This is a genomic window from Sphingomonas sp. GW821-FHT12D09 (genome assembly GCF_058807215.1).
In genome coordinates this window covers 335,984-359,933 of record NZ_JBXAQL010000002.1, presented here as the reverse complement: position 1 = coordinate 359,933, position 23,950 = coordinate 335,984, and the positions used below count along the sequence as shown (strand labels likewise).

The 23,950-nt window shown below is 67.0% G+C and carries 28 protein-coding genes and 1 tRNA gene; 10 read left to right on the top strand and 19 right to left on the bottom strand.

The genetic code is table 11. The annotated features are described in order from the left end of the window. Positions 1-90: 90 nt before the first annotated feature. From AC1RPL_RS11650 to AC1RPL_RS11635, 4 genes are all read right to left on the bottom strand, one after another. Complete coding sequence (locus AC1RPL_RS11650; protein ID WP_493069468.1) at positions 91-1,587, bottom strand: CoA-acylating methylmalonate-semialdehyde dehydrogenase; 1,497 nt, start codon at positions 1,585-1,587, stop codon at positions 91-93. Between the two features lie 79 nt (positions 1,588-1,666). Further along, the gene (locus tag AC1RPL_RS11645; protein ID WP_493069467.1) at positions 1,667-2,470 is read right to left on the bottom strand and encodes an ABC transporter ATP-binding protein; all 804 of its coding nucleotides are present in this window, start codon (positions 2,468-2,470) and stop codon (positions 1,667-1,669) included. After that, entirely contained in the window at positions 2,461-3,432 is a 972-nt protein-coding gene (locus tag AC1RPL_RS11640; RefSeq protein WP_493069466.1) for a FecCD family ABC transporter permease, read from the bottom strand. The genes AC1RPL_RS11645 and AC1RPL_RS11640 overlap by 10 nt, the downstream gene beginning before the upstream one ends. Then, complete coding sequence (locus tag AC1RPL_RS11635) at positions 3,429-4,262, bottom strand: ABC transporter substrate-binding protein (RefSeq protein WP_493069465.1); 834 nt, start codon at positions 4,260-4,262, stop codon at positions 3,429-3,431. The genes AC1RPL_RS11640 and AC1RPL_RS11635 overlap by 4 nt, the downstream gene beginning before the upstream one ends. A gap of 132 nt (positions 4,263-4,394) precedes the next feature. Here AC1RPL_RS11635 and AC1RPL_RS11630 point away from each other — a divergent pair, with 132 nt between their 5' ends. Then, on the top strand, positions 4,395-5,702 hold the full coding sequence (locus tag AC1RPL_RS11630; RefSeq protein WP_493069464.1) for a methyl-accepting chemotaxis protein: 1,308 nt from the start codon (positions 4,395-4,397) through the stop codon (positions 5,700-5,702). Positions 5,703-5,712: 10 nt separating this feature from the next. Here AC1RPL_RS11630 and AC1RPL_RS11625 read toward each other — a convergent pair whose 3' ends face one another. Beyond that, on the bottom strand, positions 5,713-6,537 hold the full coding sequence (locus AC1RPL_RS11625; RefSeq protein WP_493069463.1) for a class I SAM-dependent methyltransferase: 825 nt from the start codon (positions 6,535-6,537) through the stop codon (positions 5,713-5,715). 72 nt (positions 6,538-6,609) lie between these two features. Here AC1RPL_RS11625 and AC1RPL_RS11620 point away from each other — a divergent pair, with 72 nt between their 5' ends. Next, complete coding sequence (locus tag AC1RPL_RS11620) at positions 6,610-6,870, top strand: hypothetical protein (protein WP_493069842.1); 261 nt, start codon at positions 6,610-6,612, stop codon at positions 6,868-6,870. Between the two features lie 45 nt (positions 6,871-6,915). On the opposite strand, the gene AC1RPL_RS11615 is transcribed toward AC1RPL_RS11620, so the two are convergent. Together AC1RPL_RS11615 and cpdR are read right to left on the bottom strand one after the other, a co-directional pair. Beyond that, positions 6,916-6,990 (bottom strand) — tRNA-Val (locus tag AC1RPL_RS11615). A 69-nt stretch (positions 6,991-7,059) separates the two neighbouring features. Further along, positions 7,060-7,434, bottom strand: coding sequence for a cell cycle two-component system response regulator CpdR (gene cpdR / locus AC1RPL_RS11610; protein WP_493069462.1), 375 nt, complete (start codon positions 7,432-7,434; stop codon positions 7,060-7,062). A gap of 116 nt (positions 7,435-7,550) precedes the next feature. Between cpdR and AC1RPL_RS11605 the strand changes: the two genes are divergently transcribed. Next, positions 7,551-8,393 carry an N-formylglutamate amidohydrolase gene (locus AC1RPL_RS11605; protein ID WP_493069461.1) on the top strand — a complete coding sequence of 281 codons (843 nt, stop codon included), beginning with the start codon at positions 7,551-7,553 and terminating at the stop codon, positions 8,391-8,393. A gap of 27 nt (positions 8,394-8,420) precedes the next feature. Here AC1RPL_RS11605 and AC1RPL_RS11600 read toward each other — a convergent pair whose 3' ends face one another. The 4 genes from AC1RPL_RS11600 to AC1RPL_RS11585 all read right to left on the bottom strand — a co-directional run bounded on the left by AC1RPL_RS11600 (position 8,421) and on the right by AC1RPL_RS11585 (position 12,272). Beyond that, a complete protein-coding gene (locus AC1RPL_RS11600; RefSeq protein ID WP_493069460.1) occupies positions 8,421-9,242 on the bottom strand; it encodes a restriction endonuclease in 822 nt (273 codons plus the stop codon). Positions 9,243-9,439: 197 nt separating this feature from the next. Continuing rightward, positions 9,440-9,985, bottom strand: coding sequence for a cytochrome b (locus tag AC1RPL_RS11595; protein ID WP_493069459.1), 546 nt, complete (start codon positions 9,983-9,985; stop codon positions 9,440-9,442). 1 nt (position 9,986) lies between these two features. Then, the gene (locus tag AC1RPL_RS11590; protein ID WP_493069458.1) at positions 9,987-10,769 is read right to left on the bottom strand and encodes a SapC family protein; all 783 of its coding nucleotides are present in this window, start codon (positions 10,767-10,769) and stop codon (positions 9,987-9,989) included. Positions 10,770-10,823: 54 nt separating this feature from the next. Then, positions 10,824-12,272, bottom strand: coding sequence for an FAD-binding oxidoreductase (locus tag AC1RPL_RS11585; RefSeq protein WP_493069457.1), 1,449 nt, complete (start codon positions 12,270-12,272; stop codon positions 10,824-10,826). 74 nt (positions 12,273-12,346) lie between these two features. Here AC1RPL_RS11585 and AC1RPL_RS11580 point away from each other — a divergent pair, with 74 nt between their 5' ends. From AC1RPL_RS11580 to AC1RPL_RS11565, 4 genes are all read left to right on the top strand, one after another. Beyond that, positions 12,347-12,829: a hypothetical protein gene (locus tag AC1RPL_RS11580; RefSeq protein ID WP_493069456.1), complete on the top strand. Its 483-nt coding sequence runs from the start codon at positions 12,347-12,349 to the stop codon at positions 12,827-12,829. A 113-nt stretch (positions 12,830-12,942) separates the two neighbouring features. Then, positions 12,943-14,427, top strand: a complete 1,485-nt coding sequence (locus tag AC1RPL_RS11575) for a DEAD/DEAH box helicase (RefSeq protein WP_493069455.1) — start codon at positions 12,943-12,945, stop codon at positions 14,425-14,427. Further along, the gene (locus AC1RPL_RS11570; RefSeq protein ID WP_493069454.1) at positions 14,424-14,939 is read left to right on the top strand and encodes a thioredoxin family protein; all 516 of its coding nucleotides are present in this window, start codon (positions 14,424-14,426) and stop codon (positions 14,937-14,939) included. The genes AC1RPL_RS11575 and AC1RPL_RS11570 overlap by 4 nt, the downstream gene beginning before the upstream one ends. Further along, positions 14,936-15,124 (top strand): DUF1289 domain-containing protein, encoded by a 189-nt coding sequence (locus AC1RPL_RS11565; RefSeq protein ID WP_493069841.1) that lies wholly within the window; start codon positions 14,936-14,938, stop codon positions 15,122-15,124. Before AC1RPL_RS11570 ends, AC1RPL_RS11565 begins: the two co-directional genes overlap by 4 nt. Before the next feature lie 226 nt (positions 15,125-15,350). Here the strand turns inward: AC1RPL_RS11565 and AC1RPL_RS11560 are convergent, their stop codons facing one another. Both AC1RPL_RS11560 and AC1RPL_RS11555 read right to left on the bottom strand, forming a co-directional pair. Then, positions 15,351-15,989 (bottom strand): glutathione S-transferase family protein, encoded by a 639-nt coding sequence (locus tag AC1RPL_RS11560; protein WP_493069453.1) that lies wholly within the window; start codon positions 15,987-15,989, stop codon positions 15,351-15,353. Between the two features lie 19 nt (positions 15,990-16,008). After that, positions 16,009-16,854, bottom strand: a complete 846-nt coding sequence (locus tag AC1RPL_RS11555; protein WP_493069452.1) for a dienelactone hydrolase family protein — start codon at positions 16,852-16,854, stop codon at positions 16,009-16,011. Positions 16,855-17,004: 150 nt separating this feature from the next. Between AC1RPL_RS11555 and AC1RPL_RS11550 the strand changes: the two genes are divergently transcribed. Continuing rightward, entirely contained in the window at positions 17,005-17,814 is an 810-nt protein-coding gene (locus tag AC1RPL_RS11550) for an arylamine N-acetyltransferase family protein (RefSeq protein WP_493069451.1), read from the top strand. 55 nt (positions 17,815-17,869) lie between these two features. Here the strand turns inward: AC1RPL_RS11550 and AC1RPL_RS11545 are convergent, their stop codons facing one another. The 4 genes from AC1RPL_RS11545 to AC1RPL_RS11530 form a co-directional block, all read right to left on the bottom strand. Beyond that, entirely contained in the window at positions 17,870-18,559 is a 690-nt protein-coding gene (locus AC1RPL_RS11545; RefSeq protein ID WP_493069450.1) for a DUF1013 domain-containing protein, read from the bottom strand. 99 nt (positions 18,560-18,658) lie between these two features. Beyond that, complete coding sequence (locus AC1RPL_RS11540) at positions 18,659-19,681, bottom strand: glycosyltransferase family 4 protein (RefSeq protein ID WP_493069449.1); 1,023 nt, start codon at positions 19,679-19,681, stop codon at positions 18,659-18,661. Positions 19,682-19,701: 20 nt separating this feature from the next. Continuing rightward, positions 19,702-20,580: a UDP-2,3-diacylglucosamine diphosphatase gene (locus tag AC1RPL_RS11535; RefSeq protein ID WP_493069448.1), complete on the bottom strand. Its 879-nt coding sequence runs from the start codon at positions 20,578-20,580 to the stop codon at positions 19,702-19,704. Between the two features lie 127 nt (positions 20,581-20,707). Then, a complete protein-coding gene (locus AC1RPL_RS11530) occupies positions 20,708-21,328 on the bottom strand; it encodes a glutathione S-transferase family protein (RefSeq protein ID WP_493069447.1) in 621 nt (206 codons plus the stop codon). 174 nt (positions 21,329-21,502) lie between these two features. Between AC1RPL_RS11530 and AC1RPL_RS11525 the strand changes: the two genes are divergently transcribed. Further along, entirely contained in the window at positions 21,503-21,958 is a 456-nt protein-coding gene (locus AC1RPL_RS11525; protein WP_493069446.1) for a hypothetical protein, read from the top strand. Here AC1RPL_RS11525 and AC1RPL_RS11520 read toward each other — a convergent pair. Both AC1RPL_RS11520 and AC1RPL_RS11515 read right to left on the bottom strand, forming a co-directional pair. Further along, positions 21,951-22,538 carry a hypothetical protein gene (locus AC1RPL_RS11520; RefSeq protein WP_493069445.1) on the bottom strand — a complete coding sequence of 196 codons (588 nt, stop codon included), beginning with the start codon at positions 22,536-22,538 and terminating at the stop codon, positions 21,951-21,953. The two genes, AC1RPL_RS11525 and AC1RPL_RS11520, sit on opposite strands and share 8 nt — an antisense overlap. A 70-nt stretch (positions 22,539-22,608) precedes the next feature. Beyond that, positions 22,609-23,592, bottom strand: a complete 984-nt coding sequence (locus AC1RPL_RS11515) for an NAD(P)H-quinone oxidoreductase (RefSeq protein ID WP_493069444.1) — start codon at positions 23,590-23,592, stop codon at positions 22,609-22,611. 97 nt (positions 23,593-23,689) lie between these two features. Between AC1RPL_RS11515 and AC1RPL_RS11510 the strand changes: the two genes are divergently transcribed. Then, positions 23,690-23,887 carry a DUF1192 domain-containing protein gene (locus AC1RPL_RS11510; protein ID WP_493069443.1) on the top strand — a complete coding sequence of 66 codons (198 nt, stop codon included), beginning with the start codon at positions 23,690-23,692 and terminating at the stop codon, positions 23,885-23,887. Positions 23,888-23,950: the final 63 nt, after the last annotated feature.

Genomic DNA, 23,950 nt, shown 5'->3' with positions numbered 1-23,950 from the left:
GAGGGGTTAGGGTGGGTTGCTGTCCACGGGCGGCACGGCTCGCGGAGGCCCCCACCCCCAGCCCCTCCCTTCCAGGGAGGGGAGCAGATGTCACCCCATCGTCGGGATGACGAAGGCGCTGTCGCCGGTGCCGCCGCCATCGGGCCAGCGCTGCGTGATCGTCTTGACCTTGGTCCAGAACTTCACGCCTTCCATGCCGTGCTGGTTGGTGTCGCCGAACGCCGAGCGCTTCCAGCCGCCAAAGGTGTGATAGGCGACCGGCACCGGGATCGGCACGTTGATGCCGACCATGCCGACATTGACGCGCGCGGCGAACTCGCGGGCGGCGTGGCCGTTGCGGGTGAAGATGGCGACGCCGTTGCCGTACTGATGGTCGCTCGGCAGCTTGAGCGCGGTCTCGAAATCGGGCGCGCGGACGATCTGGAGGACCGGGCCGAAGATCTCTTCCTTGTACGCCTGCATGTCCGGGGTGACGCGGTCGAACAGCGACGGCCCGATGAAGAAGCCCTGCTCATGGCCCTGGAGCTGGAAGCCGCGGCCGTCGACGACCAGCTCGGCGCCTTCATCGACGCCGGTCTGGATCCAGTTCTCGACCCGCTGCTTGTGCGCGGCGTTCACCACTGGGCCGTAATGCGCGTCCTTGTCGGTGCTGACGCCCACCCGGAGCGCCTCGATCGCGGGGATAAGCTTTGCGCGCAGGGCATCGGCGGTCTTGTCGCCGACGGGGACGACCACCGGCAGCGCCATGCAGCGCTCGCCCGCCGAGCCGAAGGCGGCGCCGGAGAGGTCCGCCACGACCTGGTCGAGATCGGCATCGGGCATGACGATGCCGTGGTTCTTGGCGCCGCCCATCGCCTGGACGCGCTTTCCGGCCTCGACGCCGCGGCGATAGACATAATGGGCGATGTCGGAGGAGCCGACGAAGCTGACCGCCGAGATCGCCGGGTGATCGAGGATCGCGTCGACCATTTCCTTGTCGCCGTGGACGACCTGGAGAATGCCTTCGGGCGCGCCGGCCTCGAGCATCAGCTCGGCGAGGCGGACGGGGACGCTGGGATCGCGCTCGCTGGGCTTGAGGATGAAGGCGTTGCCGCAGGCGATGGCGACGCCGAACATCCACATCGGGATCATCGCCGGGAAGTTGAACGGGGTGATGCCCGCGCCGATGCCGAGCGGCTGGCGCATCGAATAGACGTCGATGCCGGGGCCGGCGCCCTGGGTATATTCACCCTTCAGCACATGCGGGATGCCGCAGGCGAACTCGATCACTTCGAGACCGCGCTGGATGTCGCCCTTGGCATCGGCGATGACCTTGCCATGCTCGGAGCTGAGCAGGTGGGCCAGCTCGTCCATGTTCTTCTCGATCAGCGCCTTGAAGGCGAACATCACGCGGGCGCGGCGCTGCGGGTTGGTCGCGGCCCAGCCGGGCTGCGCGGCCTGGGCGGCAGCGATTGCCTTGTCGAGATCGGCCTGGGTGCCGAGCTGGACCCGGGCCTGGATCTGGCCGGTATTGGGATCGAAAACCTCGCCTTCGCGCGCGCCTGCGCCGCCCGAATGACCAACAATGACATGGTCGATGATACGCATGCTGCTCTCCTGCCGCAGGCTCTTGCGGCCCGACTCGCTGTGTAATTTAATTACGCACTGGCACAAGAAACGGTCGCTGTCACGCCTCCGGCGACGGAGCGGCCGAGGGCTGGGAGCGCCCGATCGGCACGGGGATCAGCCGGCCCCGATCGTCGCCGATCACCATCACTTCGACGCCGAACGCATCGCGCAGCGGCTGGTGGGCGAGCGCTTCGTTGGCCGGTCCGAACGCGACAACCTTGCCTTCGCGCAGCAGCAGCACGTCGTCGGCCGCGCGGGCGGCCTGGACGAGATCATGGAGGACGATCACCACGCCCATCCCCTGCCCCGCCAGATCACGCAGCCGCTCGAGCAGGCCGAGCTGGTGGGCGGGATCGAGCGCGGCGAGCGGCTCGTCCGCCAGCAGCCATTGCGGGCGTCCGGCAAGGACACGGGCAAGCAGGACGCGGGCGCGCTCGCCGCCGGACAGCTCACCGACCAGGCGCCCGGCGAATGCATGGGTATCGGTGGCGGTCATCGCCTCGGCGATTGCGGCTTCGTCCTTTGCCGACATGCCGGCAAAGGGCGCGCGGTGCGGCATGCGGCCGAGCGCGACGAGGCTCTCGACCGTGACGTTCCATTGGACCGCGGCTTCCTGGGGCAGGTAGCCGATGGCGCGGGCGCGCTCGCGCGGCTCGAAGCGGCCGATCGCCTTGCCGCCCAGACGGACATGGCCGGCATCGGCATCGACCAGCCCGGCGAGCGCACGGACCAGGGTCGACTTGCCCGAGCCGTTGGGGCCGAGGATCGCCGTGACCTTGCCCGGGCGGAACACGGCGTCGATGCCGTGGAGCACCTGGCGGTTACCCAGGCTGACGGCGAGAGTGTCGATACTCAGATCCATGCCGACCGCCGAAGCTTGAGGAGCAGGCCGAAGAAGAAGGGCGTGCCGATCAGCGCCATGGCGACGCCGAGGCGGATCTCCGCGGCGCCGGGGGCGAGTCGCACCAGGCTGTCCGCCGCCAGCACCAGGGCTGCGCCGCCGAGCGCGCTGGGGAGCAGCAGCGCGGAGGGCCTGGCGCCGACCACCGGGCGCAGGAGGTGCGGGACGATCAGCCCGACAAAGCCTACCACGCCGGTCACCGCGACGCTGGCGCCGACCGTGAGCCCGGCGCCGAGCACGACCAGCGCCTGGGTGCGCTCCAGCCGGAGGCCGAGCGAGCGCGCGGCTTCCTCGCCCAGGGTCAGCGCATCGAGCGCGCGGCCGGTAAAGAGGAGGAGCACACTGCCGGCCAGGATGAAGGGCACCGCCAGCTGCACCTCGGCAAAGCTGCGATCGGTGAGCGAGCCCATGATCCAGTCGATGATCTCGGCAGTGGCATAGGGATTGGGCGCGATCGAGATCAGGAAGGCCGTGAGCGCCCCGCCCAGACTGGCGAGCACCGTGCCGGCCAGCACGAAGGTGACCGCGCTTTGCGCGCGCCAGGCGAGCGCGGCGAGCAGCAGCATCGACCCCGCCGCGGCGAACATCGCGCTGCCGAAGATGACCAGGGGCGCGCTGGCGGCGAACAGCACGATCGCGGCGACCGCGCCCAAGGCCGCGCTCGACGAGACGCCGAGCACCGACGGGTCGGCGAGCGGGTTGCGGAGATAGCCTTGCAGCACCGCGCCGGTGAGCCCCAGGCCTGCGCCGATGAAAAGGCCCAGGATCGCGCGCGGCAGCCGCAACTCGGCGACGATCCACCAGCGTGGGTCGTCGGTGAACCAGGCGGAGAAGGGCACGAACACCTTGCCCGCTGCCAGCGAGGCGACGAACAGCAATGCGACGAGGATCGCGAGCCCGGCGAGGAGGGGAATGCGCTTCATCGCCCTACCTCGCGGCGCACCTGGATGAGCCTGTTCATCGCGCGGGCGATCACCGGCCCGCCGCAATTGAGCAGGTTGCGCGGAAACACTGCCTGCGTCACCTGCCCCTTCGCATGGGCGAGCGCGCGGCGGCGCAGCTCGGCGGCGCGGCTGGCGGCGTCGCGGCCCGTCGTGTCGGGCACCAGCATCACGCGCGGAGGATCGGCGACGATCCGCTCGGCAGGCAAGGTGCCGGTGAACTGGAGCCCGTAATGCGCGGCCTGGTTGGAAAAGCCGGCGCGGCGCAGCATCTCGTCGAGCAGATTGCCCTCCCCCGAAACCATGTTGCCGCCGATCCAGACCAGGGCCGGCACCGGCGGCGCATTCGTTGCCGCGGCGGCGACTGCGCGGTCTATCCTTGCATTCATCGCCCGGCCCTTGTCGGGCGCGCCGAGCGCGGCGGCAAGCTCGGTGACCTGCGCCTTGCTCGCATCGATCGTCACGGGCGAATCGAGATAGAGTGTCTTGAGCCCGGCGCGGGCATAGGCCTGGCGGGTGGCGGGCGAGGTGAAGCTGCTGGCGATGACGAGATCGGGCTGCATCGCCACCACTTCCTCCGCCGTGCCGCGGGTGCCGCGAAAGCGGTTGGCGAGGTCGAGCGGGATCGAAGTGGCGCCGGGGTCCTGCGAATAATGGCTGATCGCGGCGATGCGCCGGTGCGGCACCAGTTCGACCAGCATCGCATCGGCGCAGGGGTTGGTCGAGACGATGCCGCCGCCGCCGCGCGGCGCGGGCGCGCAGCCGGTGAGCGCCGCGCCGCAAATGACCAGGAATGCGATTCCGCCCCGCATATGTCGCCGGATACACCGCGTGCGCCATTTTGCGCGAAGAATCGTCTGCAACCCGCGAAAAAATGCGGTTTGTCTCGGTACTGTAACGCTCGGCTAAGCGCGCATTTACCAACGCCCCCTATCCGGCGGGCGATGCTTCTCGCCGATCCCTCCCCCGCCCCAAGCGCCACCTGGCTCACCGAGCGCGAGCTCGATCCGCCGCTGCTGACGCTCACCGATACGATGTGGCGCGCGGCCGAGCTGTTCGGCGGCGATCCCGAGCTGCGGCTGGTGGCGATCGTCGATGAACGGCAGCGGCCGCTCGGCGCGATCTTCGAAAAGGACGTGCGGCGGCTGCTGCTCAATCCCTTCGGCCATGCGCTGATGCGCAACCCCAGCTATGGCGCGGCGGTGTCGCGCTATGTGCGGGACTGCCCGGTCGCCGAGATTCACGAGGATATCGCGCGGCTGATCGAAGTCTATCGCAAGGCCGGCGGGTCGGAGGGCATGATCCTGACGCGGGGTGGCCGGGTGCAGGCGACGGTGAACAACCGCCGGCTGGTCCACCTCTCCGCGGAGCGCGAGATCGCCTCGGGCCGCGCCCAGGTCGAGCGGGCCGCCCGCATCGAATCGGCGAGCAAGCGGTTCGAGGCGCAAGTGGATGCGCTGTCGCAAGACCTGGGGCGCCTGTCGACCGAGCTGGAGCATGGCGCGACTGCCACGGCGGACCGGGCAAGCGGCGTGGGCGACCGCGCCGTGGCCGTCGCCACCGCCGCTGCCCAGACCAGCGACAACATGGCCGAGATCGCCGCGCGCGGCCGCGAGCTGGCCGGGGCGTTGGCCGGGATCGGGCACAATACCAGCGATGCGCGCCAGGCCGCCGGCGCCGTCCGCACGCTGGTCGAGACCGGTAGCCAGCGTGCGCGCGAGCTGCTCCATTCGGCGCAATCGATCGATTCGGTGATCGGCCTGATCGCGGACATCGCGCGGCAGGTGAACCTGCTCGCATTGAACGCGACGATCGAGGCGGCGCGCGCCGGCGAGGCCGGGCGCGGCTTCACCGTGGTGGCGAACGAAGTGAAGCAGCTCTCGACCCAGACCGGCATCGCCGCGGACAAGATCACCGCGCATGTCCGCGAGATTTGCAGCGGGATCGACGAAGTCGCCGCCGGACACGGCCGGGTCGAGCAGGCGATCGGCTCGATGGCGACGCTGGCCGATGCCGTGGAGCGCGCAGTGGCGGCGCAGGAGGAAGCGACTCGGACGATCGCCTGGAACGTCGACGAGGCGGTGCAGGCGAGCCATGGCATCCAGCGCGACGTGGAGCAGATCGGCGGAACCTCGCTCGATGCTTCCAACCAGGCGCAGGCGATGCAGCGGGTCGCGGTGCGGCTGCACAGCGGCGCCGATGCACTGTCGGACCAGGTCCACGCGTTCCTAGGCGAATTGCGCCGCGCCTGAAGGCGCCGCCCTAAGCGGCCGCGGTGACGATCTCGACGCGAACCGGCATCCGCACCACGCCGTGCTGCACATGGCTGGCACAGGCTTCGACGAAGCGGGCACGGGCGATCTCGCGCGCTTCGGGCGAGGCATTCTGGAGCGGCCCCGTCGCCATGGACGAGGAAGCGAGCAGGAAGTCGGCGGCGTCCCGCGGCGTCGCTCCGGGCACAGGCAGCTCGCAATGCCAGCTGCGGCTGGCCGCATCCTGGAAGCCGGCGGCATCGAGCAGCGCGATCAGCTTGGCCGGATCGCCATAGCGGACCGGGCTGGGCGCATCGGGATCGGCGGCGGGCAAGTCCATCACCGTCGCGATGCTCGCGCGGATCTGCGCCATGAAGCCCACTTCGGCAGCGGGTCCCCAGACGGCGAAGGCCAGGCGCCCGCCCGGCACGAGCCAGTGGCGTAGATTGGCGAACGCAGCGGCGGGATCGTCGAAGAACATCACCCCGAAGCGCGAGGCGAGCCGGTCGAACGGGAGCTCGGGCCGCCAGCTGGAGGCATCGGCCTCGATGAAGCGCCCGACATCGCCGGCGCGGGCAGTGGCGGCCGCGACCAGGTCGGGCGAGATGTCGAACCCGGTGATCGCGCTGCCGGCAGGCGCCGCAGCGGCAAGGGCGCGGGTGGTGGCGCCGCCGCCGCAGCCCAAGTCCGCGATGCGCAGCGGGCCATCGAGCGCAAGCGCTTCGATCAGCGGCGCATCGACCGGGGCCAGCATCGCCTCCATCCCGTCGAGCTGATCCCGCCACTGGGCGCCGCGGCCGCCCGCCCAATCGTCCTTGCTGGTACCGTTCTGCATGGCGTGCCTCATGCGCCAATGCGCGATGCGATGCCAGTGGCCCGCGCGCCGCGCGTGGGCTATCGCGCCGCCATGGCCAGGAAGAAGCGCATCCTCACCGCCACGCTGCCGGACGGCTATGTGAAGACGATCGGGCCGACCAACGCCCCCTTCACCCATTATTGGCGCATCGTCGCCGATCTGGGCGATGGCCGCACCGAAGTGTTCTGGGGGCACGCAAAGTCGCTCAAGGAAGCCACCGGCAAGAAGGCCGCGCTCGCCGATGCCGCCAAGCAGCGTGGCTGGGCCGGGTACAAGTTCGAAGTGGTGGAGCTGACCGAAGGGCCGGCCTGACCAAGAAAAAAGCCGCCAGATCAGCGATCTGGCGGCTTTTCTATATGGTGGGCGCGGCAAGGATTGAACTTGCGACCCCTGCGATGTCAACACAGTGCTCTACCACTGAGCTACGCGCCCGTTGGCCTGTCGGCCGAAACGGGAAGCGGGCCTTTAGCGGGGCTCTCCGAGCCGCGCAAGGGCCCAATCTCAATTAAATCCGGCGTTCTCCGCCTCGAACAGCCGATCCACTTCCAGCACCAGGTCGCGCAGGTGGAACGGCTTGGACAGCACGCGTGCCTGGGGCACCTGCTTGCCCGCCTTGAGCGTGACCGCCGCGAAGCCGGTGATGAACATCACCCGCATGTCCGGCGCGATCTCGCTCGCCTTCTGGGCCAGTTCGATGCCGTCCATCTCGGGCATCACGATATCGGTGAGCAGCAAGTCGAACTGCTCGGTCTCGAGCAGCGGGATCGCCGCGGTGCCGCGATCGACAGCACTGACGGCATAGCCGGAACGCTCCAATGCCCGGGTGAGATATTCCCGCATCACGCGGTCATCCTCGGCCAGCAGAATCCGGATCATGTTTCCCCACTCGATATCAACAGCGCTCATCCTATACATGAAGCCCTTAAGATTTTCCGCCCTTTTCCGTGGCCCGCGGCATTGCGGCGTGCAGAAGTGGGGCATAGTCAGGTGTCGTGACCGAAGCTTCCTTCGTCCGCCATGGCCCCGCCGAGCCGCTCAGCCCGGTCGTGCTTTCCGTGCCGCATGCCGGGCGTGACTATCCCGCTGCGCTGGTCGCCGCGCTGCGCGTGCCGCTGGAGGCGCTCAAGGGGCTCGAGGATCGGCATGCCGATGCGATCGCCCTCGCCGCCCGGCGCGACGAGACGCTGTTCGTGGCGACAAGGCCGCGCGCCTGGATCGACCTCAACCGCGCCGAGCATGAGCGTGACCCGCGGCTCGACGACGGCGCCTGGATGCACGGCGCGCCGCTTTCCGCCAAGATCCGTTCCGGGCTCGGGCTGGTGCCGCGCCGCGTGGGCACCGCCGGCGACATCTGGCGGCACCGGCTGAGCGCCGACGAAGTCCAGCAGCGCATCCTCAGCGATCACCGCCCCTGGCACGCGGCGATCGCGGCGGCGCTGGCAGCGGCGCGAGCGCGATTCGGCGTGGCGGTGCTGCTCGACGTGCATTCGATGCCGCCGCTGGGCAATCCGGCGACCGCGGCACGGCTGGTGCCGGGCGACCGGTTCGGCAAGTCGGCCGCGGCGCGCTTCCTCGGGCGGATCGAAGGCGTGGCGCGCGCGCACGGGGTGCGGACAGCAGCCAACACGCCCTATTCGGGGGGGCACATATTGGAGCGCCACGGCGAGCCCCGCCGCAGCGTCCATGCGATCCAGCTGGAGTTCGACCGCTCGCTCTATCTCGATTCGGCGCTCGACCAGCCCGGGCCAGGGCTGCCGGCGATGGTGGGACTGCTTCGCGAGATGATCGATGCGGTGGCCGACGAGGCGATGCCGGGGGCGATCGCGGCGGAATAGCGCAGATTGCACGTGGCAAGTTGAAAGTCAGACGGTGTCCTTGAAGAATCCCTCCAACGGGCCTTCGTCGCGTTCCCAGATCCCGCGTTCGCTCAGCACAAAGTTGCGGCAGAAGGAGAGTATTTTCCTACTATCGCCAAGTCGGACGGGCGCTCGCGATACGTGAATACGCGCCGCGACGGTTCCCCAATAACCCGAACTGGCGAGGAAGAGACCCGCCACTGCCTGTTCCCGCAATACAACGTCAGCGAAGCGCTCGACCGCATCCGGCCCTACGCGCGACGGCGCGCTCCAGTGCTTGAGTTCAATAAGGAAACGCTGACCCTCGATAACGACCGCAAGATCGTAACCACCGTCTTTTGTGGAACGGGTGCGTTCGACCGCGTATCCTAGCCCCCGCAAAGCCTCGAACAATGCGCGCTCGAGATCCAGCCATTCCATACCGAGCAATTCGTCGGGATTTTCGGCGATCTTGCGGGCCATGTCACGCATCGCAACCCGCGCCAAATACGCAACCCCGCGGGGCCGCTCTTCTTCGGCGGGCGCTGCCAAATCCCCGAACAGCCAATCGACCGCCGTTTCGTAACTCTTGGTATCGAGAGCGACATCGATCAGCGGATGGATACTGACGCTGTCATATCCGCCAATATCCCATCTGCACGCTGCGAACGCTGCGCCTTCAGTCTGCTGATAGCCGGAAAATACAGCCCAACGTTGGCGGCGATGCAGGTCGACATAACCCATCGCGCAGGGCCCCGCATGCACTGGCGAAACCCACGACGAAAAGCCCTCCCCACGCTGGCCATCCGCGTCAATCCATCTTGGCGGGTCCAAAAGTGCAAGGGTCATGTCGCCTCCTCGCTCGCGTAGCCCATAAAAAACCACCCCGTGCTTACGCACGAGGTGGCCAAGGTTCAGGGAGGAGACACGCCCGAGGGCGTGCCGTACAGCCTCACGAAAGGGGGGACATGAAGCCGTACAAGACCAAATATAATTGGGAGGCCGATTAGTTCAAGAGGCTGCGAGCAGGCGTTCTTCCAGAAAGATCAACCGTTTCGGCGGAGTCCCGGAGCCATGCGCGCGAGCACGCGGTCGCGCAGGATCAAATGGTGGCGCAGCGCCGCGGCGACGTGGATCGCCACCAAGGCGGCCATCAGATAGCCGAGCAGCTCATGCGCCTGGTGCGCGCTGTGCGCGATATCGGGCGTGGCGGGCAGGACGGGGATCCGGAACAGCCCGAACCAGTCGATCGGACGCGGCTTGTCGGGATTGGACGAGAGCAGCCAGCCGGTGAGCGGCAGGATCAGCAGCAGCGCATAGAGAAGGAAGTGCACCGCGTTCGCCGCGGTCTTCTCCCAGGCCGGCATCGCAGCGGGCAGCAAGGGCGGCTCGTGCGTCAGCCGCCAGCCGATGCGGCCAAGGGTGAGCAGCAGCACGGCCATGCCCACCGATTTGTGGATCGGCATCACGCCCCACGCCCGCGGTATGGCGTCGTGGAACAGGCCGACCAGGATATTGAAGAGAACGAGCGCGGCGATCACCCAGTGGAAGGCGATCGCCGCCCGGCTGTAGCGCTCGCCGCGCTCGATCATTTTACGCGTTCGGCTGGACGAGCTGCGGCTCGGGCATCTTGCCCTGGCGCACCTGGCGGCCGAAAATGTCGCGCATCAGGCCCAGCGAGAAGAGGTGGGCGTAGATGAGCGGCAGCATGCCGTTCTGCACGATCTTGCGCAGCTGATCGCCGCGCATCTCGTTGAGCTTGGCTTCGTCGATCATCATGAAGCCGCGATAGACGAAGGGCTGCGCCGAGCCTTCCGGCTGGATCGTGACTTCGCCGTCGATCAGCAGGTCGAGCTCCTTGAGGTCCTTCATGAACTGGGCGGTGCGGGCACCGGCCTGTTCGAACTGCTCATTGAACTGCAGGATGTCCTTGGTGGTCTGGCTCGGCTCGCCATTCTCGAACAGCGGCTGGCCGTCCTCGAATGCGCCGATCGTGTCCGAGCTCGGATCGAAGCAGAGCGACAGCTCGTCGCTTTCCGGGCGCAGGCGGGCCAGCAGGTACGGGTAGCGGCGGATATAGGCCGGAACGTAGAAGTTGGTCTCGTTGAGCGAGCCGTCTTCGTCGAAGAAGGTGTTGATGCCTTCGTTCAGGCCCATCAGCGCCAGCGGAACCGGCTCTTCGCCCTGCGAGAAGACGATCGGCAGGTGGCGCTGCACCAGCGGGAATTCCTCCACGGTGACCGGCACCGCGTGCTGCTTGGCGAGAAACGGTGCCTTGTCGGCCGGCCGGATCTTGAAATCCGAGTGCTGCTGGCTCGAGAGCGGAAGAATGTCATTGTAGAACAGAGGCAGCGACTGCTGCGGCGCGGAAGCCATCCTAAATCTCCTGGGAACTAAAAAATATAATGTCTGGAATCCCGGTGGGCGGGTCTATGGTGTGCCAGCGTCGGGCGCAAGGCTTACAAGCTTGCCGGGATTTAGGATTCCGCGCGGATCCAGTGCCATTTTGATCGCTTTCAGCGCCGCGATGCGCGACGGCGGGCTCAGCCGCTCCAGTTCGGCACGCTTCATCTGGCCGATTCCATGCTCGGCGGAGATCGATCCGCCCTCCGCCACCACCAGATCATAGACCAGGCTGGAGATCGCCGGGCCGTCGCCCGCATACCAGGCGTCGCGGTCCGCTCCCTGGGGCGCGCGGACGTGGAAATGGACATTGCCGTCGCCGAGATGCCCGAAGGCAGTGGCGCGCGTGCCGGGGAAGCGGCGCTCTGCCTCTGCCGCGGCGTCGATCATGAAGTCCGGCATCTTGTCGACCGGCACCGAGATGTCGTGCTGCATCGCCGGTCCGAGTGCGCGTTCGGCCTCGGAGATCGAATCGCGGATGTGCCAGAAGGCCTCGACCTGCGATTCGCTGGTCGAGATCACGGCATCCTCCGCCAGGCCGGCCTCGAACACCGGCGCCAGCAGCCGCTCGAGCAGCTCGGCCGGCGGCTCCGCGCCCGCTTCGGTCGCCACCGATTCGATGAGGACATGCCAGGCATGCTGGCCGGCCAGCGGCGAGCGGGTGCCGGGGATGTGGTGGATGACATGGCCGAGGATCTCGCCGGGGATGATCTCGAAGCTCTCGATCGTGTCGGTGCGGGTTTCCATCATGCGCAGGATCTGGAGCGCACGCTGTGGGCTCTCGACACCGACCCAGGCAGCGGCGCGATCGAGGATCGCGGGATAGAGGCGCAAGGTCGCTGCGGTGACGATGCCGATCGTCCCCTCCGCGCCGATCAGCAACTGGGTGAGATCGTAGCCGCGATTGTCCTTCTTGAGCTGCGCGAGGCCGTCATGGATCGAACCGTCGGGCAGCACCGCCTCCACGCCTGCGACGAGGTGGCGCATGTTGCCGAAGCGCAGCACCTGGGTGCCGCCGGCATTTGTGGAGACCAGCCCGCCGATCGTGGCGCTGCCCTTGGCGCCCAGCGTCAGCGGGAAGCGGCGGCCCTGTTCGACCACGGCGTTATGGAAATTGGTGAGGATCACCCCTGCCTCGACCACCGCGAGATTGCTTACCGGGTCGATCGAGCGGATGCGGTTCATCCGCCGGGTGGAGAGCAGCAGCGCCGATCCATCGGCGGGCGGAGTCGCCCCGCCGACCATGCCGGTATTGCCGCCCTGCGGCACGATCTTCACGCCCAGTTCGCCGGCGAGACGGATCATCTCGGCCACTTCCTGCGCCGAACCCGGCGAGAGCAGGGCCGGCGCGCTGCCGTGATAGCGACCGCGCCAATCCGACTCCCAAGGGGAGATCTCCTGGGGGTCCGTGGTAACTGCCTTGGGGCCGAAGCGCTCCAAAACGGCGGTGACGAGCTGCTGTTGTGCTGGTGTCATGGCATTTTTGGGCTAGCACGACGGCGTGCAGTTCATCCACTGTTCAAACCTAGGTCGTACATAACCAACGCGAAATGCCGAATCCGTTTGCCGTCACCTCCAGCCTGTTGCTCCTCGGCGCCGCGCCAGCCGCGGCGCCCGCTGGCGCACCCGACTGGTTTTCGGTCACGGCCCGCCTCCAGCAGCAGCAACAGTCGCAACAGCAGGAGCGCGTGACGATCTCTGTGCCGCGCGTCACGATAACCAGCAGCGCGACGATCGTGGTGCGCCGGGCACCGCGCGTGATCGAGAAGAAGACCAAGGACTGCGTGAAGATCCAGGACATTTCCGGCTTCGCGGGAGTCAACACGCCGGACAGCGTCGATCTGGTGTTGCGCGACGGTACGCTGCTGCGCGCCAAGCTGGGCCGCAGCTGCCAGGCGCTGGGCTTCTATTCGGGCTTCTATGTGAAGACCAACAAGGACCAGAAGATCTGCGCCGGGCGCGATGCGTTCCGCGTCCGATCGGGCCGTTCGTGCGACGTCGAAGGCTTCCGCACGCTCGAACTGGCGCGCTGAGCACGCCAAAGCGCCTCCAGACACACCTCTACGCTTGACTTTCCCTGACAAATCCGCAAGCGCGTGAAGGCTTCGAGCGTGGGTTTTATCACGTCGATTTTCCGGAAAATTGCATGAGCTTTGCCGATCTCGGCCTTTCAGACGAACTTCTGCGCGCAGTGACCGACTCCGGCTATACGGAGCCGACCCCGATCCAGCGCCAGGCCATTCCAAGCGTGTTGATGGGCAAGGACCTGATCGGCATCGCACAAACGGGTACCGGCAAGACCGCCGCCTTCGTGCTCCCCATGATCGACATTCTCGGCGAAGGGCGCACCCGCGCGCTGATGCCGCGTTCGCTGATCCTCGAGCCGACGCGCGAGCTCGCCGCCCAGGTGGCGGAGAATTTCGAGAAGTACGGCACCCACCACAAGCTCTCCATGGCCCTGCTGATCGGCGGCGTGCAGATGGGCGACCAGGTCAAGGCGCTCGAAAAGGGCGTCGACGTGCTGATCGCCACGCCGGGCCGGCTGATGGACCTGTTCGGGCGCGGCAAGATCCTGCTCACCCAGTGCAACCTGCTGGTTATCGACGAGGCGGACCGGATGCTCGACATGGGGTTCATCCCCGACATCGAGGAAATCTGCACCAAGCTGCCCAAGAGCCGGCAGACCCTGCTCTTCTCGGCGACGATGCCGCCGGTGATCAAGAAGCTGGCGGACAAGTTCCTCAACGATCCCAAGCGGGTCGAAGTGGCGCGCCCGGCATCGACCAACATCAACATCACCCAGCGGGTCGTCGAGACGACGGCGGCGAAGAAGCGCGAGACGTTGCGCGCGCTGCTCGAAGCGGACGACGTCCAGACCGGCATCATCTTCTGCAACCGCAAGACCACGGTGCGCGAGCTCAACAAGAGCCTGCAGCGCTCGGGCTTCCGCTCGGCGGAGATCCATGGCGACATGGAACAGTCGGCGCGCATCGCCGAGCTGGAGCGGTTCAAGAAGGGCGACGTGAACATCCTCGTCGCCTCCGACGTCGCCGCGCGCGGTCTCGATATCAAGGGCGTCAGCCACGTCTATAATTTCGACGCGCCCTGGCATCCGGACGATTATGTCCACCGCATCGGCCGCACCGGTCGGGCGGGCGCGACGGGCACAGCCTATACGCTGGTCACCTCGGAAGACGCCGAGAATATCGCGAACATCGAGAAGCTCACCGGCCACAAGATCGAGCGGGTCAAGCTGAAGGGCGCGCCTGCCCCTGCCCCCGCTGCCGAGGAAGAGCGCGAGGAAGCCCCGCGCGGCCGCGGTCGTGGCCGCAAGACCGACGAGGAAAAGGCGCCCGCACGTCCGCGTTCGCGCGGCAAGAAGGAGGAGCCGCGCAGCGAAGCGCCGCGTGCCGAGGAAGCCCCTGCTCCCGAAGCGCGTCGCGAAGAGCCCCGGCGCGAGCCGGCCCGCCGCGACGAGCCGCGCCGTGAGGAACCGCGCCGCGAGCGTCGTCCCCGCGACGAGCAGCCGCGCCGCGATCATCGCCGTCGCGACGACGATGCGGGTGGGCCGGACGACGGCTGGAACGGCCCGATCCCCGACTTCCTGAACTACACGCTCGCTGCCGAATGAGCCGCCGCGCAGGGCTGGTGCTTGCGCTGGCCCTGCTGGCGCTGCCGGGTGCCGCGCTGGCCCAGGCCGCCGCGCCCCGGCTCAAGGCACGCTCGCTCGCGCAGCTGGCGCAACCTTTGCCTGCGCCTTATGATTCCGGCCGCGATGCGCGGAAGGACATCGACGCGGCGATCGCCCGGGCGAAGCAGTCGGGCAAGCTGCTGCTCGTCGATTTCGGCGCGAACTGGTGCGTCGATTGCCGCGTGCTCGCCGGCATTTTCGAACTGCCCGACATGCGCCGGTGGATGGCCCGCCGCTTCGAGCTGGTGCAGGTCGATATCGGCCAGTTCGACCGCAATCTCGACCTGCCTCGCCGCTTCGGCAGTACCTCGCTCGGCGCCGTGCCGGCGATCCTGGTCGTCGATCCGCGCACGGGCGCGCTGCGTAACGTCAAGGAAACACTTGGCCTGAGCGACGCGCGTATCATGCAACCGCAGGAAGTGGCCGACTGGCTCGCGCGGTGGACGAAATGATCGAGTATGTGCCGATCGTGGAGAGCCCATGCGTCAGCGTCTGCGTGATGGACGCGAACACCGGCTGGTGCATCGGCTGCGCACGCACGCTCGACGAGATCGCCCGCTGGGGCGAGACCGACCAGGCCGACCGAGACGCCGTGATGTCCGAGCTGCCGGCGCGGATGGAGCGGCTGGACGGTTAGGCCCTCTTCCTATTTCGTCCGCCGCACCGACTCGCCAAAGTCGACAAAGTACATGCCCAAGGCGGGGGTTTCGCGGCGCTTCAGTTGACACTGTTCCCGCAAATGCGCCGCATCTCGCAACATCCTTGCGCGCGCGTGATCCTATCTTCCCAACAGCCTCAAAGAGCGGCTGGTCTGCTGACCCAGCCGCGGCAGGCAAACACGCGAAATCCTACATTGCAATGGGTCAGGCCGGCGCCTTTGCAGCTTCCAGCTCCGCCGCCAGTGCATCGTCCTTGGCCCCGGCGCGCTTGTACCCCTCGCGCTCACTCAGCCGGCCGAAATAGTCCAGGAAGGCGTCGCGCTTCGGCAGGGTGCCGAACATCGTGCCCCAGCCGATCGCCGAGCCGACATAGATGTCCGCCGCGGTGAAGCGGTCGCCGGCGATGTACGGGTTCGCCGAGACCGCCTTTTCCAGCACATCGACCGTCTTCTCGAAATTGCCATAGCCGAACATGCGACCCTGCTCGGGCGAGGGCACGAACTGGGCGACGTTGTTAGTCACCGCCTGCTCGACCGGGCCCGCGGCGAAGAACAGCCAGCGGTAATAATCGGCGCGCTCTTCGGCGTTCGGAGCGAGACCGGCTTCGGGGAACGCCTCGGCAAGATAGGCGCAGATCGCTGCGCACTCGGTGACGACATGGCCGCCGTGGACGATCGCCGGCACCTTCCCCATCGGGTTGACCGTCAGATAGTCCTCGCCCTTCATCGTGGTGCCGTATTCCACCGCCCGCGTCTCATAAGCTGCGCCGGCTTCCTCCAGCGCCCAGCGGGCGATGCGTCCGCGCGACTGGGGATGGGTGTAGAAGGTCAGATCGTCCGCCATGGGATTTCCTTTCAGATCGTCAGAGCGTGGCGAAGGTCGCGAGCAGCCGGTCCCAGGCGCGGTTGGCCTGGTCGGCATTGTAGACCTGGCTGTCCGGCGGGCACCATCCGTGCATCGTGCCCTTGTAGACTTCGATCTCGGCAGGCTGGCTGCTGGCAGCGAAGGCAACCTTGAGCTTGTCCTTGTCGGTCGGCGCGCGGGCGTCGTCATTCTCGGCGATCGCGATCAGCCAGCGCGCCTTCATGCTGGGCACCAGCGCGATCAGGCCGTCCGCGGCGAGCCCGCCGCCATGGAAGGTCGCGCCACCATGGACGCGCGCGGGCGCCGCCGCGGCGGTGTACATGACCATCGGCCCGCCCATGCAATAGCCGGTGCTGCCGATGCCGCGCTTCTTGTCGACTTCCTTCTGGCCATCGACCCAGGCGACGAATGCCTTGGCATCGCGCGTCGTGGCATCGGGCGTGAGAAGCTGGCGCCAGGGGCCGACCTTGGCCTTGAGCGCGTCGTCGAAGCCCTGGCCTTCGGTGACGAAGGGCGACTTGGTCGAGCGGTAGAACTGGTTGACGGTGAGCACGGCATAGCCCGACTGGGCGAGGCGGTCGGCCATCTGCCGGAAGGCCGGGCGCAGGCCGAAGATATCGGGCCAGACGATCACGGCGGGATGCCTGCCGGTGGTCGGCGCGACGAAATAGGCATCGCAGCTGCCGTCCGGCGTGACGATGGTGACGTCGCGGCCCTTGACCTCGGCCGCATTGGCGGGAACCGGCAGCAGCGCCACCATGCCCACCGCCGCCGCGCCCGCGCCGAACTCGCGGCGAGTCATCAGGAAACGATCGTTATCGGCGGCGGTCAGCTCGTCACACATGCGGTCTCTCCACGCTTGTCGCAGGCGCGCCCGGGAGCCCCTCCCGAGTCGCGGACGCTAGGCTACACGCCCCGTCCGCTCCCGTCATGCCGCGAGGGCTCGACATCGCCGGATGCGCCCGGCATTCCTCGCGCCTGAGCGGGGAGATGCATGGATATCGAGGCCTATTTCACGCGGACCGGCCAGGCGCGGCCCGCCAAGTCCGACCGCGCCGCGCTGACCGCACTGATCCGCGCGCATCTGGCGACCTTTCCCTTCGAGAATCTCGACGTACAGCTCGGCCGGCAAGTATCGATCGAGCCCGAAGCGATCTTCGACAAGCTGGTGACCCGGCGACGCGGCGGCTGGTGCTTCGAGCAGAACGGGCTGTTCGGCCGCGTGCTCGAAGCGCTGGGCTTTGAGGTGCGCCGCATCTCCGGCGGCGTGATGCGGCAAGTGTTGGGCGAAGGCGCGATGGGCAACCACCTTGCGCTGGTCGTGACGCTGGAAGGGCAACCCTGCCTGGTCGATGTCGGCTTTGGCGGCATCCTGACCGGTCCGCTGCCGCTGATGGCAGGCGCGGAGAACCACCCGCCCTACCGCGTCGGCTTGCGCGAGGTCGAAGGCCATTGGCGCTTCGAGGAGCGCTATGGCGCGGGCGATCCGTTCAGCTACGACTTCAGCGACGGTCCCGCCGACGAGGCGCTGTTCGCGCAACGCTGCAGCGATCTGCAGACCGTGCCCGAATCGCCCTTCGTCCAGAACCTGGTGGTCCAGCAGCGCCGCGGCGACCGGCACATCAACCTGCGGGGCCGCGTGCTGGTCGAGCGCGGGCCAGAGGGCGAGACGCGCGAACTGCTCCAGAACGCAGAAGCGCTGGTCGAGCGGCTCGACCAGCGCTTCGGATTGCAGGTGCCGGAGGCTGCGGGGCTATGGGACGCGATCTGCGCCCGCCATGCCGCGCTGTTTCCAGACGCTTAGCGCGATGACACCTTGAGCCTTCTAACTCCCTCCCTTGCAGGGAGGGGAATCCAGCTTAGCCGTTGTTGCTGCGGAACAGCGTCTCGGCGGTGTGCTCGATCGGGGCGGCAGGGGCATCCTCGCCGGTAGCATCGGCCTCGCGCGCCGCGGCGGTGCGCTCGGCGCGGAGCTGCTCGATCAGTGCCTCGCGGTCGCCTTCCAGGCGGGTGTCGGTCGGCGCCTCGATGCCGGCGGCCTTGGCTGCCTTGGCAACAAGCCCATCGAGTTCGCGCTGGCTGGTCAGGCCGAGCGTCACCGGATCCTTCGGCGTGATGTTCGCGATGTTCCAGTGGCTGCGGTCGCGGATCGCGGCGATCGTGGTGCGGGTGGTGCCGATCAGCTTGCCGATCGCGCCGTCCGAGATCTCCGGATGGTTGCGCAGGATCCAGGCGATGCCGTCCGGCTTGTCCTGGCGCTTCGAGACCGGCGTGTAGCGCGGGCCCCTGGTGCGGCGGACCTGATCGGGGCCCTTGAGCATCTTGAGGACGTAGTTCGGGTCCTTCTGGCCCTTCTCGATCTCGTCCATCGTCAGCTCGTGCGCGCGCACCGGATCGCGGCCGGTCAGCTTGGTCGCAGCGGTATCGTCGGCGATCGCCTGGATCTCGAGGATGTGCAGGCCACAGAACTCGGCGATCTGGTCGAACGAGAGCGAAGTCTGATCGACCAGCCAGGAAGCGGTCGCATGGGGCATCAGCGGCTGGGCCACTTACAGTCTCCAGAAATAGAAAGGGCCGCCCATCACGGGCGGCCTGTCACGGCGCTGACTTAATGCCAGAAAGCGGCGGGGGCAAGGAAGAAGCGCGCATCAAGCCGCGGCTTTTTCCCCGTGCATCGGATGGAGCGCGTTGATGAACTGGCGCGCGCTGGCTTCCCAGGTAAAGGTCCTGCCATAGGCGGCGCAGGCGGCGCGGTCCCGGGTCAGCGCCTGGCCGATCGCCTGGGTCAGGTCCTCACTCATCGCGCCGGTCTCGGGTGTGAGCACATCGATCGGCCCGGTGACCGGATAGCCGGCGACGGGCACGCCGCACGCCAGCGCCTCGATCATCACCAGCCCGAACGTGTCGGTCTTGCTTGGGAAGACGAACACGTCCGCTGCGGCATAGGCGGAGGCGAGCTCGGCACCGAACATAGGCCCGAGGAACTTCGCCTCGGGGAAGCGCGCCTGAAGGGCGGTCCGCGCGGGGCCGTCGCCCACCACCACCTTGGTGCCCGGATGCGTCGTCTTCAGGAACGCCTCGATATTCTTCTCGACCGCGACGCGGCCGACATAGAGCTGGACCGGGCCGGGCAGGTCCTGAATCGCCCGGTGCGGCGCCAGGCCGGGATGGAAGCTGGCGAGGTCCACGCCGCGGCCCCAATGCTTCACATGGGCAAGGCCATGCGCGATCAGCGACTGGCGGATCGACGGGGTGGAGGCCAGGATCGCCTGGCTCGGCGCATGGAACCACTTGATATAGCGCCAGATCCACTCGGCCGGCACGCCCGAGCGCGCCGAGACATAGTCGGGGAACTGGGTGTGATAGGCCGTGGTGAAAGGCATGTCGTGCCGGATGCACCAGCGCCGCGCGGCGACGCAGAGCGGCCCTTCGGTGGCGAGGTGGATCGCGGTGGGATCGAACGCCTCGAGCATCGCACCGACGCTCGCGACGCGGGCCAGCGCCAGCCGGATCTCGGGATAGGTCGGGCACGGCAGCGAATAGAAGAGGTCGGGCGAGATCACGATGATCTTGTGACCCTGTTTTTCGAGGACGCCCCGCACCGATTGGAGGGTGCGCACGACTCCGTTCACCTGGGGCTCCCAGGCGTCTGTCACAATGGCTATCCGCACGGGTCCGACCTCCGTTGCCGTCACGCAGCCGCCAGTCTGACCCCGGACGCTGCTTCGCTTTCGCGCTTCACCATCTCTTCGGCCCAATGGAGAATTTCCATCGTACCGTCGTAGTGCTCAACGAGCGCGGTGCAACCCTCCACCCAATCGCCGTCATTGTAATAGGCGATACCCCCGATATCGCGCATCTCGGCGGTGTGGATATGGCCGGCGATCACGCCGTCGACTCCCCGCGCACCGGCTTCGTGCGCGACGATCTCTTCGAACTTCGAGATGAACTCGACTGCGTTCTTCACCTTGGCCTTGGCGTATTTGCTAAGCGACCAATAGGGCATGTCGAGCCAGCGGCGGACACGGTTCACCACCCGGTTCAGGCCCATCATCATCTCGTAGGCGGCGTCGCCCAGATGCGCGAGCCAGCGGTGCGACATCGTGATCGCGTCGAACTCGTCGCCGTGGAGCACGAGCAGGCGGCGGCCATCGGCAGTGGTGTGGATCGCCTGGCGGCGGATATGGACGCCGCCGAAGTTCAGTCCGGAGAATTGCCGGAACATCTCGTCATGATTGCCCGGAATGTAGATGATCTCGGTGCCGCGCTTGGCGCGCTTCAGGAAGCGCCAGACGATGTCGTTGTGCGAATCGGGCCAGTAGAAGCGCTTCTTGAGCGCCCAGCCGTCCAGGATATCGCCGACCAGGTACATCAGGTCGCAATCGACGTGATCGAGGAAGTCGATCAGCATCTCGGCATTGCAGCCGCGCGTGCCGAGATGGACGTCCGAAATCCACACGGTGCGGTAGCGCTTGCGCTCGGTGATCGCCCTTTCGGGGATCGACGGAGACGATGCGTGGAAATCCGCGATATGCTGCGCGTCGAACGGAAGCCTGGTGATCGTGGCCATTTGCCCAGCCCTGCAATTGCCCTTGCCTGGGCTCGCTAAATGGCTGCGAAATATGACATTTGGAATCGCTCGCGGTTCACGCGGATGTCACACGAATGTGGATAATGGGCAGCTTCCGCCCGACGAATCATGCGGTGAATGGAATGTGGCGCGGCAATGCCGCCACTCGGTCCAGCCAGGCACGCACCGCCGGATAGGGCTGAAGGCTGAACCCGCCGGTTTCCGCGAGGTGGGTATAGGCGTACAGCGCGATATCGGCGAGCGTCAGCCGGTCGATCACGAACCAGTCGCGTTGCGTGAGATGTTCGTCCATCAGCGCCAGCGCCGCCTCGCCCGCTGCCTGCTTGACCGGCACGTTGGCGCGCTGCGCGTCGCTCAGATTGTCCAAACCGATCCAGATCTTCCAGAAGCGCAGCGTCGCGACATTCGGCTCATGGTTATATTGCTCCCAGAACAGCCAGCGCAGCATGTCGGCGCGCTCGAACCGGTCGTGCGGGATCAGGTCGCTGCCATCGGCGAGGTAGAAGCAGGCGGCGTTGCTCTCCGGCAGGAAATCGTCCGGCCCGACCTGGAGCACGGGGATACGGCCATTGGCGTTGACCTGAGCGAGGAATTCCGACGTGCGCGTCTCGCCTTTCACGATGTCGTATTCGCGCCGCTCGAGCGGAATCCCCAGATGCGCGGCGGTGAGCCGGATCTTGTAGCAATTTCCGGAGGCGGCATATTCGTGAAGCACCAGCGCGGACATATTCCCTCCCTTGTCGAGGCGTCCCTGTCTCGCGATCCGCGCGCCGCGGTCAAACAAATAGCGCCGGCCCAACTACAAGCCGGGCTTATCGGTTGCGCCCAGGGGACCTGATCGCGGCGGCGATCGCGCCCGGTCCGCCCCGCCCCTCTATAAAGAGAGGGAAGGGAAGAAATCTTGCAAGGCCTGGACCTCATCCATCACGAGCATCGCGAGCTGGTGCGACTGACCGAGGTGATCATCGCGCTGGCCGGCGATCCGGCTGCCGGCATCGAGCAGATCGCCGCCGCCCGCCATGCGCTGGGCCAGGTAATCATCCGCCATGTTCTCGACAAGCAGGCGATCGTCACTGCCGCGCTGCAGGCCAGCGCCGATCCCGCGCACAAGGCGCTCGCCTGGCGCTTCATCGAAGACCTGAACAAGCTGCGCCAGAGCACCAGCGAGCATTATGGCGTGTGGACGGCGACGACCATCCCGGCCGATCGCCAGGGGTTCGTCCTAGCGGTGCGCGAACAGCTTCGCCTGCTCCGCGCGCGGATCGCCTGGGAGGAAAGCGCGGTGTTCCCGATCGTCGCCGAACTGCTCGCGCCGGCCGCACCAAAGCCGATTCAGGCAGGCGGCCGGATCAGATAATCCCGTTCTCCTCGCGCCACCGCACCATGCGGCGGTACCAGAGCCAAAAGGCGAGCGCGAGGCCGGCCAGGAACAGCCAGCCCCAGAGGTGGCGCCACCAAGGGATCATGCTGCTCGCCCGCAGATCGCGGCCATTGGCCTTGTCGAGACTGGCGAACCCCTGATCGTTCAGCGGCGCGGCGACGACGCCCCAGTCCGAGCTGAAGAACAGCACATGGCCGTATTCGCGCGCGTACCAGAAGGGCATGCCCAGGAAGGTCATCTCGCGGGCCGAATAGCCGAGCCTGGGCGCGCTCATATGCGCATAGGAGGGCACCGGCGCCTCGAGCCCGAGCCGAGTCCGCTCCATGTCGAGATAGCGTTCCACCTTGGTCGGCTCGCGCCGGACGTGCACCCCAAAGTCGTCGATCTGCGAGATCATGTCGCCCAGCTCGGGCGGCACCTTCACCTCGGCCAGGTCATCGATGGTCGAGCGGTCGGCGAGCACCCAATAGCGGTCCGACAGCAGCAGCGACCATGCCAGCATCAGCACGAGCGCGCCGATGACCAGCTTGAGCGGCAGATCCTTCTTCAGATTCATGAGTCCCCTCCCCCAAGGTGAGGACGATCTTACCGATATGCTTGCCCGATTCCAGATGCGAATGCCGGGGCTATTCCTCTACTTGGAGCACGATCTTGCCGACATGGTCGCCGCCCTCCATCCGCCGATGCGCATCCGCTGCGTCGGCGAAGGCGAAGACCTTGTCGATCACCGGCTTGAGCTTGCCTTCCGCCACGAACGGCCAGACGGTGCGATGCAACTCGTCGGCGAGCAGCGTCTTGAATTCCACCGAGCGCGGGCGGAGCGTCGAGCCGGTGAGCGTCAGCCGCTTGCGCATGATCTCGAAGATCGGGATCGTCGCCTGCATGCCGCCCTGGACGGCAATCGAGACGTGGCGCCCCTCCTCGGCCAGGCACTGGAGGTTGCGCGGCACATAATCGCCGCCGACCATGTCGAGCACGATGTTCACACCCTGGCCGCCGGTGATCTCCTTCACCCTCGCGACGAAATCCTCGCTCTTGTAGTTGATCGCGTGATCGGCGCCGATCTGCTTCGCGGCTTCGCACTTCTCGTCCGACCCGGCGGTAACGATGATCGTCAGGCCGAACAGATTGGCGAGGTGGATCGCCATCGTGCCGATGCCCGACGTGCCGCCATGGACGAGGATCCACTCCCCTTCCACCGCATAGGCGCGCTCGAACACGTTGCTCCAGACGGTAAACAAGGTCTCGGGGATCGCCGCGGCCTCGACCATCGTCAGCACCGGCGGCACGGGCAGGCACTGCCCGTACGGCGCTACGGCATATTCGGCATAGGCCCCGCCCGCGATCAGCGCGCAGACCGGCTGGCCGAGCACTTCGCGCGGCACGTCCTCGCCAACGGCAACGATCTTGCCCGAGATTTCCATGCCCAGGATCGAAGGCGCGCCGGGCGGCGGCGGATACTGCCCCTTGCGCTGCATCACCTCGGGGCGGTTGACCCCGGCGGCGGCGACCTTGACCAGCACCTCGCCAAGGCCGGGCGCCGGCACGGGCCGCTCGACCGGGACCAGCACCTCCGGCCCACCGGGTGCTTCGGGATCGATTGCCAGCATCGTTTCCGGAAGACCCATATCGGCTTGTCGCTTTCAAACGCAGGAGAAACCCCTGGGTCTTATTGACATCGGGCCTGCCAGGGTCAACGCTGCCCTCATGGAAGCCGATGAAAATCTTCCGCGTCGCAAAGACGACCTTCTTGCCCAGCTGGGACGCCAGGATCTCGACCCCTATTCGGTGGAGGAGCTCGAGGAGCGCATCGCCCTCCTCCAGACCGAAATCGATCGAAGTCGAAGCAAAATTTCATTCGCCATTAATCACCGCGCAAGCGCGGACGCTCTATTTAGGAAATGAGCGTGACGGCACCGGATGGGGCGATACGCCACACAAAATTCCGGTGCGGGGCCGCTGCGCTTG

What these genes read in the sequence shown, in the direction of transcription:
- AC1RPL_RS11650 (WP_493069468.1), bottom strand. Translation starts at nt 1,587, where the DNA reads ATGCGTATCATCGACCATGTCATTGTTGGTCATTCGGGCGGCGCAGGC.
- AC1RPL_RS11645 (WP_493069467.1), bottom strand. Translation starts at nt 2,470, where the DNA reads ATGGATCTGAGTATCGACACTCTCGCCGTCAGCCTGGGTAACCGCCAG.
- AC1RPL_RS11640 (WP_493069466.1), bottom strand. Translation starts at nt 3,432, where the DNA reads ATGAAGCGCATTCCCCTCCTCGCCGGGCTCGCGATCCTCGTCGCATTG.
- AC1RPL_RS11635 (WP_493069465.1), bottom strand. Translation starts at nt 4,262, where the DNA reads ATGCGGGGCGGAATCGCATTCCTGGTCATTTGCGGCGCGGCGCTCACC.
- AC1RPL_RS11630 (WP_493069464.1), top strand. Translation starts at nt 4,395, where the DNA reads ATGCTTCTCGCCGATCCCTCCCCCGCCCCAAGCGCCACCTGGCTCACC.
- AC1RPL_RS11625 (WP_493069463.1), bottom strand. Translation starts at nt 6,537, where the DNA reads ATGCAGAACGGTACCAGCAAGGACGATTGGGCGGGCGGCCGCGGCGCC.
- AC1RPL_RS11620 (WP_493069842.1), top strand. Translation starts at nt 6,610, where the DNA reads ATGGCCAGGAAGAAGCGCATCCTCACCGCCACGCTGCCGGACGGCTAT.
- cpdR (WP_493069462.1), bottom strand. Translation starts at nt 7,434, where the DNA reads ATGATCCGGATTCTGCTGGCCGAGGATGACCGCGTGATGCGGGAATAT.
- AC1RPL_RS11600 (WP_493069460.1), bottom strand. Translation starts at nt 9,242, where the DNA reads ATGACCCTTGCACTTTTGGACCCGCCAAGATGGATTGACGCGGATGGC.
- AC1RPL_RS11595 (WP_493069459.1), bottom strand. Translation starts at nt 9,985, where the DNA reads ATGATCGAGCGCGGCGAGCGCTACAGCCGGGCGGCGATCGCCTTCCAC.
- AC1RPL_RS11590 (WP_493069458.1), bottom strand. Translation starts at nt 10,769, where the DNA reads ATGGCTTCCGCGCCGCAGCAGTCGCTGCCTCTGTTCTACAATGACATT.
- AC1RPL_RS11585 (WP_493069457.1), bottom strand. Translation starts at nt 12,272, where the DNA reads ATGACACCAGCACAACAGCAGCTCGTCACCGCCGTTTTGGAGCGCTTC.
- AC1RPL_RS11580 (WP_493069456.1), top strand. Translation starts at nt 12,347, where the DNA reads ATGCCGAATCCGTTTGCCGTCACCTCCAGCCTGTTGCTCCTCGGCGCC.
- AC1RPL_RS11575 (WP_493069455.1), top strand. Translation starts at nt 12,943, where the DNA reads ATGAGCTTTGCCGATCTCGGCCTTTCAGACGAACTTCTGCGCGCAGTG.
- AC1RPL_RS11570 (WP_493069454.1), top strand. Translation starts at nt 14,424, where the DNA reads ATGAGCCGCCGCGCAGGGCTGGTGCTTGCGCTGGCCCTGCTGGCGCTG.
- AC1RPL_RS11565 (WP_493069841.1), top strand. Translation starts at nt 14,936, where the DNA reads ATGATCGAGTATGTGCCGATCGTGGAGAGCCCATGCGTCAGCGTCTGC.
- AC1RPL_RS11560 (WP_493069453.1), bottom strand. Translation starts at nt 15,989, where the DNA reads ATGGCGGACGATCTGACCTTCTACACCCATCCCCAGTCGCGCGGACGC.
- AC1RPL_RS11555 (WP_493069452.1), bottom strand. Translation starts at nt 16,854, where the DNA reads ATGTGTGACGAGCTGACCGCCGCCGATAACGATCGTTTCCTGATGACT.
- AC1RPL_RS11550 (WP_493069451.1), top strand. Translation starts at nt 17,005, where the DNA reads ATGGATATCGAGGCCTATTTCACGCGGACCGGCCAGGCGCGGCCCGCC.
- AC1RPL_RS11535 (WP_493069448.1), bottom strand. Translation starts at nt 20,580, where the DNA reads ATGGCCACGATCACCAGGCTTCCGTTCGACGCGCAGCATATCGCGGAT.
- AC1RPL_RS11530 (WP_493069447.1), bottom strand. Translation starts at nt 21,328, where the DNA reads ATGTCCGCGCTGGTGCTTCACGAATATGCCGCCTCCGGAAATTGCTAC.
- AC1RPL_RS11520 (WP_493069445.1), bottom strand. Translation starts at nt 22,538, where the DNA reads ATGAATCTGAAGAAGGATCTGCCGCTCAAGCTGGTCATCGGCGCGCTC.
- AC1RPL_RS11515 (WP_493069444.1), bottom strand. Translation starts at nt 23,592, where the DNA reads ATGCTGGCAATCGATCCCGAAGCACCCGGTGGGCCGGAGGTGCTGGTC.
- AC1RPL_RS11510 (WP_493069443.1), top strand. Translation starts at nt 23,690, where the DNA reads ATGGAAGCCGATGAAAATCTTCCGCGTCGCAAAGACGACCTTCTTGCC.